Origin of the sequence: Paenibacillus sp. URB8-2 (assembly GCF_013393385.1) — a bacterium.
GTDB lineage: Bacteria > Bacillota > Bacilli > Paenibacillales > Paenibacillaceae > Paenibacillus_AQ.
In genome coordinates, this window is record NZ_AP023239.1 from 4,718,804 (window position 1) to 4,734,777 (window position 15,974).

Annotated in this window: 19 protein-coding genes; 6 read left to right on the forward strand and 13 right to left on the reverse strand. The window is 44.8% G+C overall.

Going from position 1 to position 15,974, the window contains the following annotated elements; translation table 11 throughout:
• Position 1 precedes the first annotated feature (1 nt).
• The 5 genes from PUR_RS21760 to PUR_RS21790 form a co-directional block, all read right to left on the reverse strand.
• Positions 2–2,395, reverse strand: a complete 2,394-nt coding sequence (locus PUR_RS21760) for a polyprenyl synthetase family protein (RefSeq protein WP_179037063.1) — start codon at positions 2,393–2,395, stop codon at positions 2–4.
• Between the two features lie 256 nt (positions 2,396–2,651).
• Positions 2,652–2,852, reverse strand: coding sequence for a hypothetical protein (locus tag PUR_RS21770; RefSeq protein WP_179037065.1), 201 nt, complete (start codon positions 2,850–2,852; stop codon positions 2,652–2,654).
• Positions 2,849–4,258 carry a sensor histidine kinase gene (locus PUR_RS21775; RefSeq protein ID WP_179037066.1) on the reverse strand — a complete coding sequence of 470 codons (1,410 nt, stop codon included), beginning with the start codon at positions 4,256–4,258 and terminating at the stop codon, positions 2,849–2,851. Before PUR_RS21775 ends, PUR_RS21770 begins: the two co-directional genes overlap by 4 nt.
• Entirely contained in the window at positions 4,255–4,962 is a 708-nt protein-coding gene (locus PUR_RS21780; protein ID WP_179037067.1) for a response regulator transcription factor, read from the reverse strand. The genes PUR_RS21775 and PUR_RS21780 overlap by 4 nt, the downstream gene beginning before the upstream one ends.
• Before the next feature lie 305 nt (positions 4,963–5,267).
• Positions 5,268–5,453: a hypothetical protein gene (locus PUR_RS21790; RefSeq protein ID WP_179033492.1), complete on the reverse strand. Its 186-nt coding sequence runs from the start codon at positions 5,451–5,453 to the stop codon at positions 5,268–5,270.
• A gap of 211 nt (positions 5,454–5,664) precedes the next feature.
• On the opposite strand from PUR_RS21790, the gene PUR_RS21795 reads away from it, so the two are divergent.
• Entirely contained in the window at positions 5,665–6,246 is a 582-nt protein-coding gene (locus tag PUR_RS21795; protein ID WP_179037069.1) for a hypothetical protein, read from the forward strand.
• On the opposite strand, the gene PUR_RS21800 is transcribed toward PUR_RS21795, so the two are convergent.
• The gene (locus tag PUR_RS21800; protein WP_179037070.1) at positions 6,168–6,614 is read right to left on the reverse strand and encodes a hypothetical protein; all 447 of its coding nucleotides are present in this window, start codon (positions 6,612–6,614) and stop codon (positions 6,168–6,170) included. The genes PUR_RS21795 and PUR_RS21800 overlap by 79 nt on opposite strands.
• 193 nt (positions 6,615–6,807) lie before the next feature.
• Here PUR_RS21800 and PUR_RS21805 point away from each other — a divergent pair, with 193 nt between their 5' ends.
• From PUR_RS21805 to PUR_RS21820, 4 genes are read left to right on the forward strand one after another with little or no spacing between them, the layout of a single operon-like run.
• Positions 6,808–7,083 carry a hypothetical protein gene (locus tag PUR_RS21805; protein ID WP_179037071.1) on the forward strand — a complete coding sequence of 92 codons (276 nt, stop codon included), beginning with the start codon at positions 6,808–6,810 and terminating at the stop codon, positions 7,081–7,083.
• A gap of 27 nt (positions 7,084–7,110) precedes the next feature.
• A complete protein-coding gene (locus PUR_RS21810; RefSeq protein WP_179037072.1) occupies positions 7,111–8,250 on the forward strand; it encodes a ParM/StbA family protein in 1,140 nt (379 codons plus the stop codon).
• Between the two features lie 11 nt (positions 8,251–8,261).
• Entirely contained in the window at positions 8,262–8,726 is a 465-nt protein-coding gene (locus PUR_RS21815) for a hypothetical protein (protein WP_179037073.1), read from the forward strand.
• A gap of 15 nt (positions 8,727–8,741) precedes the next feature.
• Positions 8,742–9,365, forward strand: coding sequence for a class I SAM-dependent methyltransferase (locus PUR_RS21820; RefSeq protein WP_179037074.1), 624 nt, complete (start codon positions 8,742–8,744; stop codon positions 9,363–9,365).
• A 63-nt stretch (positions 9,366–9,428) separates the two neighbouring features.
• On the opposite strand, the gene PUR_RS21825 is transcribed toward PUR_RS21820, so the two are convergent.
• The 7 genes from PUR_RS21825 to PUR_RS21855 are packed head-to-tail and all read right to left on the reverse strand — an operon-like array spanning position 9,429 to position 14,466.
• On the reverse strand, positions 9,429–11,075 hold the full coding sequence (locus PUR_RS21825; RefSeq protein WP_179037075.1) for a multicopper oxidase family protein: 1,647 nt from the start codon (positions 11,073–11,075) through the stop codon (positions 9,429–9,431).
• A 15-nt stretch (positions 11,076–11,090) separates the two neighbouring features.
• A complete protein-coding gene (locus tag PUR_RS21830; RefSeq protein ID WP_179037076.1) occupies positions 11,091–11,738 on the reverse strand; it encodes a hypothetical protein in 648 nt (215 codons plus the stop codon).
• Entirely contained in the window at positions 11,735–12,115 is a 381-nt protein-coding gene (locus PUR_RS21835) for a hypothetical protein (RefSeq protein WP_179037077.1), read from the reverse strand. The genes PUR_RS21830 and PUR_RS21835 overlap by 4 nt, the downstream gene beginning before the upstream one ends.
• A gap of 3 nt (positions 12,116–12,118) precedes the next feature.
• Positions 12,119–12,418 (reverse strand): hypothetical protein, encoded by a 300-nt coding sequence (locus PUR_RS21840; protein ID WP_179037078.1) that lies wholly within the window; start codon positions 12,416–12,418, stop codon positions 12,119–12,121.
• Between the two features lie 24 nt (positions 12,419–12,442).
• Positions 12,443–12,907, reverse strand: a complete 465-nt coding sequence (locus PUR_RS21845) for a cytochrome b/b6 domain-containing protein (protein ID WP_179037079.1) — start codon at positions 12,905–12,907, stop codon at positions 12,443–12,445.
• Between the two features lie 24 nt (positions 12,908–12,931).
• Positions 12,932–13,504 carry a hypothetical protein gene (locus PUR_RS21850; RefSeq protein ID WP_179037080.1) on the reverse strand — a complete coding sequence of 191 codons (573 nt, stop codon included), beginning with the start codon at positions 13,502–13,504 and terminating at the stop codon, positions 12,932–12,934.
• A gap of 23 nt (positions 13,505–13,527) precedes the next feature.
• Positions 13,528–14,466 (reverse strand): hypothetical protein, encoded by a 939-nt coding sequence (locus PUR_RS21855; RefSeq protein ID WP_179037081.1) that lies wholly within the window; start codon positions 14,464–14,466, stop codon positions 13,528–13,530.
• Between the two features lie 205 nt (positions 14,467–14,671).
• On the opposite strand from PUR_RS21855, the gene PUR_RS21860 reads away from it, so the two are divergent.
• A complete protein-coding gene (locus PUR_RS21860; protein WP_179038024.1) occupies positions 14,672–15,940 on the forward strand; it encodes a hypothetical protein in 1,269 nt (422 codons plus the stop codon).
• The last annotated feature ends 34 nt before the right edge of the window (positions 15,941–15,974 follow it).

The window sequence follows — 15,974 nt, forward strand, 5'->3', positions numbered from 1 at the left end:
CTCATCGTTCCCGGCTAACCATATAATTCAATAAATGCTTCAGAAAAGCGATATTGCGGGGCACCTCTTTCAACGCTTCCATTGCAAGGCAGTAGTGCTCCCACATCTCTTTTCTGGCGCCTTCCTGACCAAGGATGGACACAAATGTCGAACTGTTATTTTGGGTATCCTGGCGGGCGGGCTTGCCGAGCACGAGCAGATCACCTTCCAAGTCAAGCAAATCATCCTTAATCTGAAAGGCAATGCCTGCATGATAGGCGAATTTCTTCAAAGCCGCGATTTCCGGCTCATTCACCTGAGCAAGTATCGCGGGCATAACCAGAGAAGCTTCAAAGGCAACACCGGTTTTATAAAAGCACATCATATTCAATTGCTCCAGTGTCAGCGCTTTTCCTTTGGAATGCAAATCCATCGCCTGTCCCATACACATATCTTCCGCCTTCCCGGCCGAATATTGCATCAAGGAAAGCACGATTTTAGCGTCGAACTGATCAAGCGACGCTTGTTCATTGATCGCCTTCTGGATGAGAAACAGACCGGTTAATTCCGCCGTGGCGCTATTATGCACCTGATGCAGGGTCGGACGCCCTCTTCTGGTAGATGCGTTATCCTGGGAAGGCAGATCATCGAAGATCAAAGATGCGGTATGCATATATTCCAATGATCTTAGAAGAGGCGCGATGGCCGATGCATTCAGTCCATATTCATTTACACCCATTACCCAGGTCAATATCGGCCGTATCCGCTTCCCGTCCCCTTCGAGACTGTAATTTGCGGAATCAATAAGCGGTTCTTTCATCGGAGGACTCCCGGTATTTTTCGGAATCTGCAATAGGTTATTGATCTGATCGCGGACCGTTTTAATCGTATCCTGAAAGTCTTCCTTTTCCCTCTGATCGTTTTTCAAAAAGGTATTCATCTGGTCCCGCAGCAGCTTATCGAAGAAATCAACATCTTCCGCTTTTCGAACCATCTGCCCTATGAGACGATGGAATTCCGGATTTCCTGAAGCAAATATTTCCATGATTTCGTTATACTTTTCATTGCCTAAGCGTTCTTTACAACGTTTGAGACCGTTGATTGCACGATCCAATATCACCTCACGGGTCTTGATGTCGGACTGATACACGTTATGGATCAAATTGGAAATGACCGTCCAGTATAATTCATAGGGATTGATAAGATCCGAACGTTGTTTATGGTATTTTAAATAATAGGTATAAGGCGTTACCGCACCATCTCTCCTATCATCGAATATATCCGCAAAATCATCAGCCAACTGGTTGTAAATGCCGTAAAAGAACGTTCGATCATCAAAACCTTCATCTTTGGGAGCGCTAATGACGGAACGGACAATCAACCTGGAAGAAGAGGATTTTAAAATGATAGGTATATAAAGCTCTTCGTTCGTGTAATTGGCATTGGATAGATCCTTGGCGCGGTCCATATCCTGGGAATGAAAAAATACATAAGACTGCTCAAAAAATGTTTTCTGTGTTTCCGGCCGCTGAAGGCCCTTAATATATTCAAAAGCATCCCGGAGCTCTGAATGGACATATTGAATGAAATCCATGTTATTTCCGGCCCACCCGCTAATTTCCGGAACAAATCCAGTGAGAAGCGCGGTACGGATCATACGGGAATATTGTTCTTTCTCATGAGCGGTTAAGACCTGGGAATCGAGAAGATCGTCAATGAAAGGATAGGTCAAACCATAGGAAAACCCTAGCCTGATAGCTTCATCAAGTCTCCGCGCACGTTCCGCAGGCGCTGTTTCATCGTCCATCTCCTCTATCACATGCAAAACAACCCCGACAATGATCTTGATCAGTTTTCGCTGGGACTGCTCGGCATTCATTTCTTTCGGAATATGGGAGGACACGTTCTTAAGTTTGTCTATCACCCAAATCGCGGCCGTTTCTATACCTTCCTTCTGAGCCCATCGATAAAACCCGGCCAAACTCATATACTCCGGCTGGTCTCCACGCTTTGCTGCGGTGGAATGAATCAAGTGTTTTTTGATGTCGGCAACCACATGTTGAATCCTAGTCTGTGTGTCAGGAGAATCAAGGGCTTTGCCCAGATCCCTCATGTAAATGTAGGAGACGCTTCGATCCAAGTAATCATCCAATTTACCCGTATAATTCAGCCACCCGATATATCTATGATAATCCCGAGTATCAGGTTTTCTTCTTCCCCGCGAAAAAAAGGATAGCCATTTATGATGACGCACATGGTTCCGTTTCCACAATTGGATATCTTTTGTCAGGGCAGGCACATAAGTCTTCTCCATAACCTGCATATAAAGGGATGCAAAATACTGAGCCGCCTTCTGCTCAGCCAGCCGATACGATGTATCGGCGTAATCCGTAAATTCCACATTCATATGATTCATTACCTCTACTTCTATTTTTGTAAAATCGGATTCATGTTCATGTGTTAATACGGGAAAAAGGCTTTTTGGTTACCAAATCGTTATGAGGGTAATACCACCTGGCTGAAGCCATAATAAAAAGCCGCGCCCAACGCGGATTCCAACAGGGATATGTTCTTGTCCTTTTACAGACAGGAAAACCGCCTTTTGCCCAAAATAAATCGATACCATTTCAGGGACGGCGGTTTTCCACATCAAATTCATTCTATTTTGACAATCAACGTTTCTTTCTTGTTCGAATCCAATGTACCAACAGAAATATAAAGGCGATAAGCAATATAGCGCAGATTAAGAAAGTTTTTATATAGCCGCCGACCTGCAGCAAGGAATCGCTTTGGAAAGATAGCGCCGATATGCTCATGCACGTTAAACCCATTCCTATAAAAAAAATGGCAATCAGCCACTCTATTTTTTTCATGCATTTCCCTCCCCAAATTGAGATTGCAGGACAAACCGGATTTCAAATCGGGTGCCTTCTCCTATTTTACTGGAAACATGTATTTCTCCTTTTTGCAGTTCTACCAATTTCCTCACTATAGATAATCCTAATCCGGTGCCTCCAAATTGACGGGAACGGGACTTTTCCACTCTATAAAACCGTTCAAAAATATAGGGAAGCTCATCAGCGGGAATCCCCATTCCGGTATCCTCTACAATAAATGTTACAGAATCGGCTTCATACAACAAATATACCTTAATGCCTCCCCGCTCTGTATAACGAATAGCATTTTCAAGCAGGTTCAGTACAATCTGCTCCATCCGTTTACGGTCTGCCCATACGCATGAGGTCGCTCCGGATTGCTGCATCGATAGACTTAAATTTTTTTGTCTGGCCTTCAGTTCAACCTTCCTGACCGCGTGTTCAGCCAATTCGGACAAATCGATCCATTCAAGAACAAGCGTGATTTTGCCTTCTTCCATCTTTGCGAGATCAAACAAATCATCGACCAGATGCTGAAGCCGGACCGATTCTTCATAGATAATATCCAGGTATTGATTTTTCTCCGCTTCGGTCTCATAAAGCTCCTCCTTCACCACCCGGGAATAACCCTCCAGATAAGTGATCGGCGTACGCAGCTCATGAGATATATTGGCAAAAAACTCCTGGCGTGTATCCCGGTAACGCTGTAGATCAACCGCTAGATCATTGATTGCTTCGGCTAAGGCGCCCATTTCGTCTCTGCTTTTGAGTGCCAGTCTCGTTTCCAGCTCACCGGCGGCAATTTTGCGGGTCGCCTGCTGCATTTGCAGTAACGGACGGGATAAAAATTGGGCGATAATCCATGTGATCCCAAGGGCCAGTAAGAATGCGCCCATTCCGGAGAGGGTGAGTAAATTTCGCACACCGGACAACGATTTCTCCATCTCTTCGGTAGAAGACATGACATAAAGGGCGGAAGCAACAGATCCTCCTTCATGTATGGGCTGCCCCGATACAAAATAACGGTGTCCTGCAGGATCCTCGTACAGTAAGTTCACCTTTTTTCCGGAAAAAATCTTATGCAGGTCAGAGGCCCGGATAAAGGTTCTGTCCGATGAATCGTGGACTCCCGAATGAAGGATCACCGCTCCATCCTGCCGAATATTGAAAATACTTACATTTGAGAACTCGGCAAAGGTCTTCATGGTTTGCTCAGACGTCGTATCGGTGGAGTCGGCCATTACCGTAAAGTGGGAAGTAAGCTCCTCCGTGTCGGTCTGCATGCGGGCATAATAATAGTTAGTGAACATACGGTCAATGGTGAATCCCAGAAATACCAACACAATCAGGAATACGGTGATGATAATCAGACCAAGCTTCAATCCGATCCGGTTGTTTCTCATTCCTGTTCTCCGGAAACAAAAAACTTATAGCCAACTCCCCATACCGTTTGAATAGGGTTGTAAGTCATTCCCGCCTTCTGCAGTTTTTCACGTATATTCTTGATATGGGTATCCACCACCCGGACTTCGCCCTCATAATCATATCCCCATAACCTTTCAACGAGTTCCTCCCTGCTGAAGGCGCGCTGCGTGCTTTGGGCTAATAAAGCCAGCAGATCGAACTCCTTCGGGGTAAAATCGACAAGCTCCTCTTGAATACGAACCTCCCTCGCGTCGGGGAATATGATCATTTGCGGAAATTCAACTGTCCACTGCTGAGGCTGCGAGATTTGTGTGATCGTTGATCTGCGGATTAACGAATATATTCGGGCCAGGAGCTCTTCGGAATCAAAAGGCTTTGTTAAATAATCGTCCGCACCTATCCCCAAACCATGAATCTTGTCCTTGGTTTCAGTACGTGCCGTCAGCATTAAAATCGGAACCATTTCGGTTTCTCTGATCACCTTGCATACTTGCCAGCCATCCATATCAGGCATCATGACATCAAGTAAAATAATATCAAAGGAATGCTTCTTGACCATGGATAACGCCTCCAGTCCTGTAGCCGCCTCCTTAATCTGGAATCCCTCCTTCATCAAATAAATCCGAAGTAGGTTCCTCATATTCCATTCATCATCGACAATTAACACTTGAAGTCTCGACATTATGCCCACCTTCTTCGTTCTCTTAGTTTTATTTAAATGAAGTTTCAATAAGAAAAAGAAGCTTCTTGAATAGAAGCCTCTTCCCCCGGCTTTGATCTTTTACTCAATGCTTCTTGTTTCGCATAATAAGCGGCATTAATACTAAATGGGAAAGGGGACACAGTAGAAGCAGGCTGTATGAAAGAATATTACCAGATATTCCTTTTACGGAATTTATTACAAGCAAAACGGCTACCAGAACAATCGGGGCGATACAGCATAATTTCATTATTAAGCTGTTTAAGTTATGCTTCTTACTGTTTCCTTTACTTCCATGGTTGTGATTCCCGCAGCAACTCATCACTATTACCTCTTTTCATTCTTATAATCTCATGCTTTGTATCTTCTTTGCGCATTAGCTCATTTTGTTCCTTCAACTCCATCAGTTCTTCCTGAAGATGTTCAGTTGTAACTCGTTTCTTATGACCTCCATGGTTATGTCCCCCACGCATTCCAAACTAATTGCCTCCCATATGCTTTGTTATTTAATACTCTTATTGTAAGAAATGATTATGGAGAAAATATGTTGAAAATTTGAGGTAACCGTGTACTTGAGTTGCGTTTGCTAATTTATTAAAAAACAAGCTGACTATCCGCCCATTAGGCATGTACGTTAACCCAAGTCTCATACGATACAATATAAACAAGCAGGGGGTTGCACTCATGTCAAACTGGATAATCGCAGCTATCTTTTATGCTTTTATTATTGGATGGTCATGTGGCTTTATTTATCGGTTCCGTTCATCTGTTACGGGTACAATTGCAATGATTACGCCAATGGTAAGCGGGATGATTGTCGGCTTTGGCGGCGGGACGATCGTTGGAGCCGGATTTTCATCGAATTTGTTCCTGTCATTGTTGATCAGTGTGCTAACAGGCATACTCGCAGGGGGGATAATTGGCTCTTTAATCCATATAGGAGCATTTCTAAACGGGGCTCTATCCGGTATGATGGCCGGTTTGATGGGGGCGATGCTTATTGTTATGCTGCCTTCGTCCGAGTGGAATCGAGTGATTTTTATTTTTATGGTCGTTGGCGGTTTTCTCCAATTTGTTCATACCCTTATGCTCCAAGGTCAGATTGAGGAATCTGTGCTGAAACGAGCCGCTTGGATCTTTCGTACTCCATCACTTATGTTTCTGGCTATCGCTGCTTTAATTATTCTTTACTCCGCCGGCAGCTCATCCGATACTTTAATTCCTAACCCTAAGCATCCAAACCATTCTATGATAAACATGAAATAATCCTTGGTGTACCTAAAGCCATACTCCATTTCTTTTTTTCGGATGAATATTTCAATTCTAATATTCCAAAACCCAACATGCCCCAATCTCTTTAAATCTGAAGCTGTATCTTCCATCCATGATATAGCTTCAGACAGTGCCTCTATTCCACTGGCGCGATTTTGAAGCACTAAGGCGTTCACTCCGTTCCCTTCAAAACTGACACTAGTAATTATCGTGCGCTCTTGATCCGACAATAACTCATCAGCCAACTGTGATAAAAAACGTAAGTCTTCTATAGCGTTAGAAACGTCAAGAGGCTTACCAGGGCTATCGGACCAGACGGCGGTTGCAGCAACCAAAACCTGAAAAGCAAGAATTGCGTTCATATCGTATCCCTCCTTCTACTTATTTACCACTAGATTGGACCCGCCCGTCTATTTTTATACCTCTACTAAAAATCTACATAGATTCAACATATTCATATGGTAAATTAAGTATAATAATTGTTAAAAATTCGGAGGAAAAGGAGATGAACAGTCATGTTTTTCGAAAAATGGTTGAAGCATGGAGGGTTATTGAATGATCAGTGATTCTTTATTTGCAGATTCCATTGTCTTTATTCTTCTCCTATTCATACTTCTTACCCTGGCAACGATCACCTTGGGAGTATTGAGGTTTGTCCATTTGTATGCCCATGCTTCAAGCCAGAATCACCAGCCCCATCTCTCCTCTGAAAATATCATCCCGCGTCAAGACCGTCACATTGAGCATAGCGAAAGCAGCAGCCTCGCACTCGATTATGTGAAGCGGAACTTTTTCACTGACACTGCCATCACTTTGGAAAATAAGCATTAGGACAGGCCAATAAGGGAGGAAATTGTCATGAGTATCAGACAGGCCGCAGTAGATATTGGCAACGATGCGTTAAAAGCCTATGTTCAAGGGCTGGATCAGGAAGTTTATATTCCAAATGTTATCGCCGAAATCGGCCCATCCCGTGATATAGTGGAATTTGAAAAGCATCCCCTGGATGGTCTCCATGTCGAGATCCTCTCTAATGCGCTTAAGCGCGGGCAAGGAGTTTATGCTGTCGGTAATCTGGCTGGAGGATACACCCATAATGACGAACTCACAACGGTTAGTGAAAAGTCGGAAGCGGATCAACCCGTGGTTATGCTGCTGACTGCATTGGCTTATGATGCCGCTCAAGCATTGAGCGAACAGGATGGAGTAATCGAAGCTACATATTATCTTTCAACGGGGCTGCCTTTAAGTGAAGCGAAGCGGGGAAAGCGCAAAACCTTTAAAGCAAGGCTAAAGGACAATACTCATGAAGTTCGGTTCAAAACCACTCCGGAAATCGGCGGCAAAGTGGTACGATTGAAATTCGAAGAAGTGTTGGTTAATATTGAAGGTCATGTCGCGTTAATTGATCTGACGACGAATGAAGATGGAACGGTCCGCAATGAGGAACTGACACGGATGACCGTGCTTATTAATGATATCGGCGGGCTTTCTACCGATGCGGCTATTATTCATGAGGATGGGACCGTCGATAATATTTATTCGGATGGAATTAAGGAGGGAGTTTCCCCCTATCTGGATGAAATCATGGAACGGGTCCAGCATGAAATCGGATACCGGTTTTTGAACAGACAACAGCTAGTCGAAATCATTACTTCGGTAAACAAAGAGGAACGTAATTTTATCTGGTTCAGAGGGAAACGGATAAGCATTCAGTCCATTGTGGATGAAGTATTGATCAAAATCGCCCGTGAAGAATATAAACTGATCAGGAACTCTTGGAACAAGGTTCCCAGTATCCGCGTTGCCTATCAAATCGGCGGCGGTTCCTTGCTTCTTAAACCTTACCTTGAGAAGATAAATGAACAGGAAGAGGGCTATCCGCTTCGCTTTGTCGGAGCGAAGGATTCGATATGGATGATTGCAAGGGCATATTACAAATTACTGGCTGTCTACCTTCAATATAAATCCGAACAAGTGTCTGCCACAACAAAGTAGGTGGTCCAAGAATGGGTTCTTCCTCACCGCAATCCCATACGGTTACCATTACTTTGCCTGAAAATACTCCGCAGACGATTCTTGCCTATTTGGAACAATTAAAACAGTCTGGCGAAAGAACATTCAGCAACAAAATTGCGCAGTTGTTGATCGAATCGCTAAATCAGGCATGCCTAAAGGAAAAACCGCATGTTGTCATTCCGCTGCCGGAGCATCTTACCGAGGAACAGCAGGATTGGTTCAACCATCCCTTCACAAAGCAACTTTTAATGAACTGGATTTTGCAATTGACTAGCGGCATGTCGTCCATTTCTTCTTCCAATTGCTTATCGCCATCCCTAGCGCATCCTGAAATAAGTGAAGTCCCCCTGCGCACAGAATCGGATAATACGGCGTCTCCATCTAACCATGATTCCTTTCGGATCAGCACTTCCTACCATACCAAACTCGTAGGTTTCTTTCTTGATGAAGATTAGGAGGGGGCATGAAGGATGAATGAAAAAAGATCAAATACCATTAGAAAACGATATGACCGGATTTCGGGGATCTTTGATGTAATGGAACGCATGATCAAAAAAGAATGGCGGACCGACTTGCTTAAAGGTGTGGACGGTGAAGTATTGGAGGTAGGCGTGGGGACTGGAGCCAATTTGTCCTGCTACCCATCACATGCAGCCGGCGTTACCGGTATTGATTTCAGTCCGGGTATGCTTCGCTATGCCAAACAAAAAGCAAGCCACGCTCCATTTCCAGTAACCCTTTTGGAGATGGACGCACAGCATATGGATTTTCCTGACAATTCATTTGATTATGTCATTGCGACCTGTGTCTTTTGTTCTGTGCCAGATCCTGTGGCTGGTTTACTGGAAATCCGAAGAGTGTGCAAGCCGGACGGGAAAGTGCTTCTGTTAGAGCATATGCGCAGCGAGCAGCCGCTTGCAGGAATATTAATGGACCTGCTCAATCCGATCACAGTCAGAATTTCGGGAGCTAACATCAACCGCAGAACGCTGCAAAATATTGAGAAAGCAGGCTTTATCATTGAGGAGAAGGTTTCCTTGATGGGTTCCATCGTCCGCAGACTCGTGTTAAACCCCGATAAGCATGCGAATTAAAATAGTGATTGCAATAGAAAACCGAAGGCTAAATAGCCTCCGGTTTTTGTTATTCTCATTCATCTATTCCGGTTTGTTTGCTGCATTGGAGCCGGGAGCGTAAGCGGGCTTATAATCGGTGTAAGCCAATTGTTGCGCCATTCCTCCCGCTGCATGGTGAAGTTCATGGCAGTGAATCATCCAGTTTCCGGGATTATCGGCCTTAAAGGCGACAACGATCTTCTCGCCGGGTTTAACCAGAACGGTATCCTTCATGATCGCACTTTCTACTTTAACCCCGTTTTTCTCAAGGACCTGGAAGAAGTGACCGTGTACATGCATCGGATGATCCACTGTGCCTTTATTCTCAAACGTCAGCTTTACATTATCGCCGGTTTTCACCTGAAGAGCCGAGAGTTCTGAAAAGACTTTATCGTTGATCGTATACACTTGTTGGTTCCCGTTCATCTTGGAATTCAACACGGCAGTATACTCCAGTGCAAATTTTTGGACTTTGCTTAATTCAGACTCGGCAGGCTTGCCGTAATTATAAAGATCAAACGCGGTTAATTGATCGTGCTGTACTTCCATTTCTTCGCCCTTGCTTCCCGCTACCTTAACCGGAATAACCAATTGATCGTTATATTTATTGTCATCATGCGCATCAATTGTAAAATCCTTTTGCGAGACAATATTCAACTCCACATCATAGCGTTCCCCGGGAGCGATGGTTACGATTTGATTTTGGAGGGTGGCCGGCTCTGTTATATCCTGTCCATCCGTACTTACTACCCGGAACTCTCCAGGAATGTGGATTCCATGGGAACGATATCCGGCGTTAATAAACCGCAAGCGAACGGTGTCTCCCACTTTAGTTTCCAGAGGCGTAATCAGCGAACCGGATTTACCGTTAACCGTATAAATATTGTACATGGTAGCCATCATTTCTTCTTCACTCATGCTTGCCGATCCATGAGCGCTGTGAGCGTCTCCGCCTTGATTCATCCATTCATCCAGAATTAATGTAAAGTCTTTATCCGGCTGTTCGGATTGCTTCGGCTCCACAACGAGAGCGCCGTAGAGTCCCTTGTCTACCTGCTCCGAGCTTTCCTGGTGAGAGTGATACCAATACGTTCCCGCCACATCGGCTGAGAACCCGTAGGTATAGGTTTCACCAGGCTTAACCGCATCTTGTGTAATCCCGGGCACACCGTCTGAACCTGCGGGTACAGGATAACCATGCCAATGAATAGTGACAGGTACATTAAGTTCATTTTTCAGCGTAATCTTTACAAAATCTCCTTGAGTAACACGGATTTCCTGGCCAGGGACCGTGCCATTGTAAGTCCAGACCGCTTGGGTCGCGCCGGATGCTAATTCCCAATTGCTTTCCATAGCTGTCAGAGTAAAACCTTTTACAGCCTGCCCGGGTTTAGGCTGCGGCAAAGCCGCCGTTCCCTCTTGAACCGTACCCGCAGTGGCTTCAGGGGAAGGAGAGGGGCTGGGGCTGGGGGGAATTGCTCCCTCCGTACTGCCCGTTGCAGCTGTATCGGCCATTACATGTGAACTATGGTTCATCGGTTGGTTTGCTGCGCTGGCATCTTCTTGAACTATACTGCCCGTAACCGCCCCACCTTTAGAACCCGAAGTTTCAGTTATAAAGATACCGGCTGCCGTCCCGCCGATGATCAAGGCCAAGAAGAACAATACAATAAGAGTTTTATTGCTCAAGCCTCATTCCTCCAGTTACATCATTCCCATGTTGCTGCCATTGTTCATGTTTCCGCCGTTGTTCATGCTGCCGCTGTTGTTCATATTGCCGCCGTTGTTCATATTGCTGCCGCTGCCCATATTCATCATGTCCATGTCATCCATCATGCCGCCCGAGCTGCCGGAGGTTCCCATGCTGCCCGAATTACCCATATTCATATTAGGCTGCATGCCGCCCATGTACTGCTGCTGCATCTGCATCATATCCTGCTGCAGCTGGTTCATGCGCTGCATCATTTGATTCATTTGATCCATCGGCACAGTGCCGCTCATTGTTCCCTGCATTGTCGCTCCGAATCCGGCAGTTCCGTTAACATGACTGTTATGCTGACTATTCGTTGACGTAACTGTACCGGAGTTTGCAGGATTGGTTACATTAAGCAATACTACAGAGATAATTAAACCGACGAACGAGAAAACCGCCAACTTTAACCAACCATTTGTTTTCATTATTAATATTCCTCCAATTGTACCCGTTGTTTTACTTCCTCTTTGTTCGCTTACACCGCTAATATAGCCATACGTTTTTTTTAACAGATAATAAATTGCAAAGAGCAAACCAACGACGAGAAGAATCAGCAGGGATGCCATATACAAGTTTCCAAAGGCTCCGAGAACATTCAATTTGTGTTCCTCCGTTTGCTTGATTTCGGCCATACGATCGCAAGAAATAAGGCCCCTGCTAGAATTACAGGCAGTGTAAATAGAAGTAATGCCGTTGTTATAAGATGAATGGCATACAATGTCCCAGTTTGGTCATGGTGCCCGCTATGCTCGCCATTGCCTGATGACACTTCCACACTGTCCATTACACCGAGAGTGAACAAGTCCGGCACGGTTGTATTCCCCAGGATTTCATTGCTCATCATGTCTGCCATGGAAGCATCCATTTGCGCGGCATTTTCTGCTTTATTGCTCCAGGAAAGCGCCAGCACAAGCATGATGATGACTGCAAACACGGAGCTGAGCTGCCAGAACGGCTCTTTTTGTTTGTTGAACATGGGTTACACCTTTCTTCTGCACCGTACGTAGACGCCGCCTGCTATGCTGATCGCTAATAGAGGAAATGCGAATTGAACGCTCTCAAACAATAACCTCTGCACATTTGCATCTTCTTTCACTTGCATGGACAATCCCATCAGGGAGGTTTCCATGGCCTTCATCATACCCATCATGAAGCTCATAGCCTCCTGCTCGGTCGGTCCGAAGCGGAACATCGAGATTACTATTGCGCCAAAAGCAAAGAAAAATGAGGTAGTCACAAACCAGATAAACAGCTTATACCCTTTTTTCTGCATCCACATGACAAAGGCCCCTCCCTTCGTTGATCATCTTGCCTTCCGTTCCTTTTTCTTAGGCCACTTTAATGCATGGGACTTCATATAGATGTGCCAGATCACGCTCGCTGCTGCCAGATAAGTCAATTTTTCATGAATCCATAGTGTAAAAGCCGCTGCGGCGTGGTTGCTGTCCATGAAGAGCCAGATAACAGCTCCGGTAATAATAAAAATCAGAGTAGTAATGAAGGTAAAGAGTCCATAACCGGTTGGGCTGAATACAAGCCATGGCTTTTTGGTCTTATCCCGTCTCAGGATACGAATAATTTCGTAGATGATGACCATCAGGGTCAGCAGGACATACACAACCGCTGCCAGACGGTGCACTAAATCCGCCGTTGCAATATCATACTGCATCACCCAACCATACTTCGCTCCTGCCATTGCAATTCCGCTAAGTGCCAAGATGGAGAACACAAGCGCCCATAGCCAGTGAAGGATAATATCAAACTTCATTGCCCGCATCAACCTCAATCCGTGTTAGTCTTTGTTTGTTTCCGGTTCATCCGGACTTGCCTTAGTGGTATGAGGTTTCTCCTCAATTGAATTGGATTTCATTTCGTTTCCTGCTGTAAGTACAGCCCCAGTGGAAGAGGCGACAGGCGTTTTATTGATATTTTGCTTCACATAACTGTACAAGAAAGCGATCAAAGCTACTACAAAAAGAATAGTCAATATTTTTACAAAAAATGTTAATATTCCCGAAACGCTCCAAGCGGATACAATCCCCATTCTGTTCGGATTAAATCCACCATTCATCAAAATGCCCAGCAGATACAAAACGATGATTACGCCTATAAACGTAGCAGCCAGGACAAAAATGGTTTTTAACATCGGATCATTGCTAATCACCTGTTTTCCTTTGTTATAGGACTCTTTAAAGTAAGCATTTTTAAGCCAAACTGCAAGTCCAACCACAAGGCTAATAATCAAAGCCACCAACAGTAATTGAGTTACGGTGGAAAGTATTCCGCTGATTACATTCCCCGTGCCTCCATAAGTCCCCATATTCACCGAGCCTTGAACACTTCCGGACATATCCATATCCATCATTTCTTGTTTCTCCTCCTTCTAATTTAAATATGTTCTTCCGTATTAGCCGGTTCCGGTCTCGATACAACCAAGCTTCGGATCATTCCAATTAACCCGACCACCAATAAGACAATGAACAATACGGTAATCGTCGTCATGAGCCCTGGAATTTGAATGCCCCTGATGCTAAACCCATTCGATTGGTTTGGGGGAACCATATTGGATGCTTCCGTAGCAGAGAGATTCCGAGCCTGTACAACGGTTTGTTCAATTTCATTGTTGACCCACCGGTTCAGGCTATCCATTTCCATAACGGTTTGCGCCATTTGATAAATGACATTGTTCGTTTTCCGGATATCACCACCCCCGTTATCAGCTGCAGCCGGGGCTTCAGAAACGTTGGACAGGAATAAATCTTTGGCATCATTCAGCTTAAGATATACGTTGTTAAGCGCTGTTTGGCTCTGAACCAACAGGCTATAACGGTTTACATACATCTGATAAGTTGGAGTGGCCGATTCGGTAAACCCGGTCTGAGATTTCATCGTTTGATCCAGCTGATTTACCAGATATACACTCTCAGACAAAAGGTAAATGCCTCTGTTATAGTTCTGTAGCTGTACCGGATTTTGCACACCGGCCTGACCACCAGTTCCACCTGATTCACTGTTACCGTAAGTTGCTGCGCTCGCCGGTATAGCGTAAGGGTATTCCGACATCAAATCCGCCAATTGCTTAACCGTTTGATTCGCGCTTGATACCTTCTTCTGCAGTTCATCAATAGGATTCACATTCATACTCGGAGTTGCCTCCGATTGCTGCATGGCAGAGTGTTGGCTCTGCGCGCTTGTTTCATTTACCGAGGTTCCAAATTGATTCCAAGATACGAGACCGCTTTTAGAAGCGAACCATCCGATATATCCAAGGCCGGATAAGATAATGGTCACGAGAACGAAACCAATGATGCTGCGAATTGCTTTCAAAATATTCTCACCTCCTTTATGAAGAGTACATCGATGTCTTTGCCCGTAGCTAAAGAATACCAACTCACTTTGGGGAAAGTATGAAGAAACCATGAGGAAAGCATGGTTTCTTCAAGATAATTAAAATGCACAGCCGCTACGCATGTTCCGCATTATAATTCGGAGTATGGTTTATCAAGTCTCATAATGGAGGAAATGATTGAACATGGTATCGAATATCGAACAGCATATCAAGGAATATAAATCGGATCCGGAATCCGTGTATCATACATGGTTTCTAAATAACAGTGATCGTTTAAAGGCATTTCGTACAATAAAGAGCGGACTATACGATGTAATCAAAGCGATTGAGGCAAGGACATTCGGAAATGATTTCAAAGGGTCTCCGCTTGAATTTGTATTGGCGGCGATATGTGAACAGAAACAAGTATTTGAAGGAGCGGCTCACGCCTTTTACTGGAAGCCGAAAATGCGTATTCCCGATATTTACGAAAATGAAGAGCATCAGCTTGCTTTTGGAAGATTCTTAAAGTCGGTTTCCCAGGCGACCCAGGAAAAAAATATCGTGACGGAGATATTGAACTTGGACAGCTTACAAATAAAAGGGCTGGGACCGGCTGTAGCCAATATCCTATATTTCCTTCACCCTACCCTGTTTCCACCGTTTAATACGGCAATTGTCAATGGATTTAACCAGTTGCTTGGGCGCAAGATCAAGCTTGGATCATGGCCGGCATATTTGGAGATGCGAGAAGAACTGCTTGAAATGAATGGAGCCTACCGCCCGGCCTTCTCCAAAGATTTGGGGGCGATTGCGGGATTCATGTTTGAAATCGGGGCAGGTCGGATCATTATTAGCGAAAATGCAGAGAAATACCTGACTGCGGAAGCTGCCAAGCGGGAAAAGACCAACCTCAAGAGGCATAAAGACGTAACCAACGAGATCAAAGAGAACAATGAACACAGTGAAATGCAGTATTATCTGGCCAGACTCGGAAACGCGCTGGGCTATCAGGTGTGGATCGCACAGAACGATCATAATCGCAAATGGAACCGGCATGTTCTTGGAGAGTTTTCAGTCTCTTCCCTGCCACCATTGAACGTTCCGAAATCCGTGGCTGATACTATATCCTTCATCGACGCGATCTGGTTGGATGAGAAGAACAACATTATATCCGCTTTTGAAGTTGAAAAAAGCACCTCCATCTATTCGGGGATTCTAAGGCTGCATGATTTATCGTTGTCACTTGGAAATCACGATTCCCGGCTATACCTGATTTGTCCCGACAACCGAGAGAAAGAAGTTCAAGCTCAACTGCTCCGCCCCTCACTTCAGCGGAAGAGCGTCAATAACATATCCTACATTCTATTCTCAGACCTTCGCTGCGACTGTGACGCCATGTGCAAATACGGAAGTTCTTCAGACGTTCTTAATCAGATATCAAAGGTTTGTGCTGCCCCATCTGTTCGGTAAAATATAGAAAAAGGCCGTGTTCAGCAGCATTGCT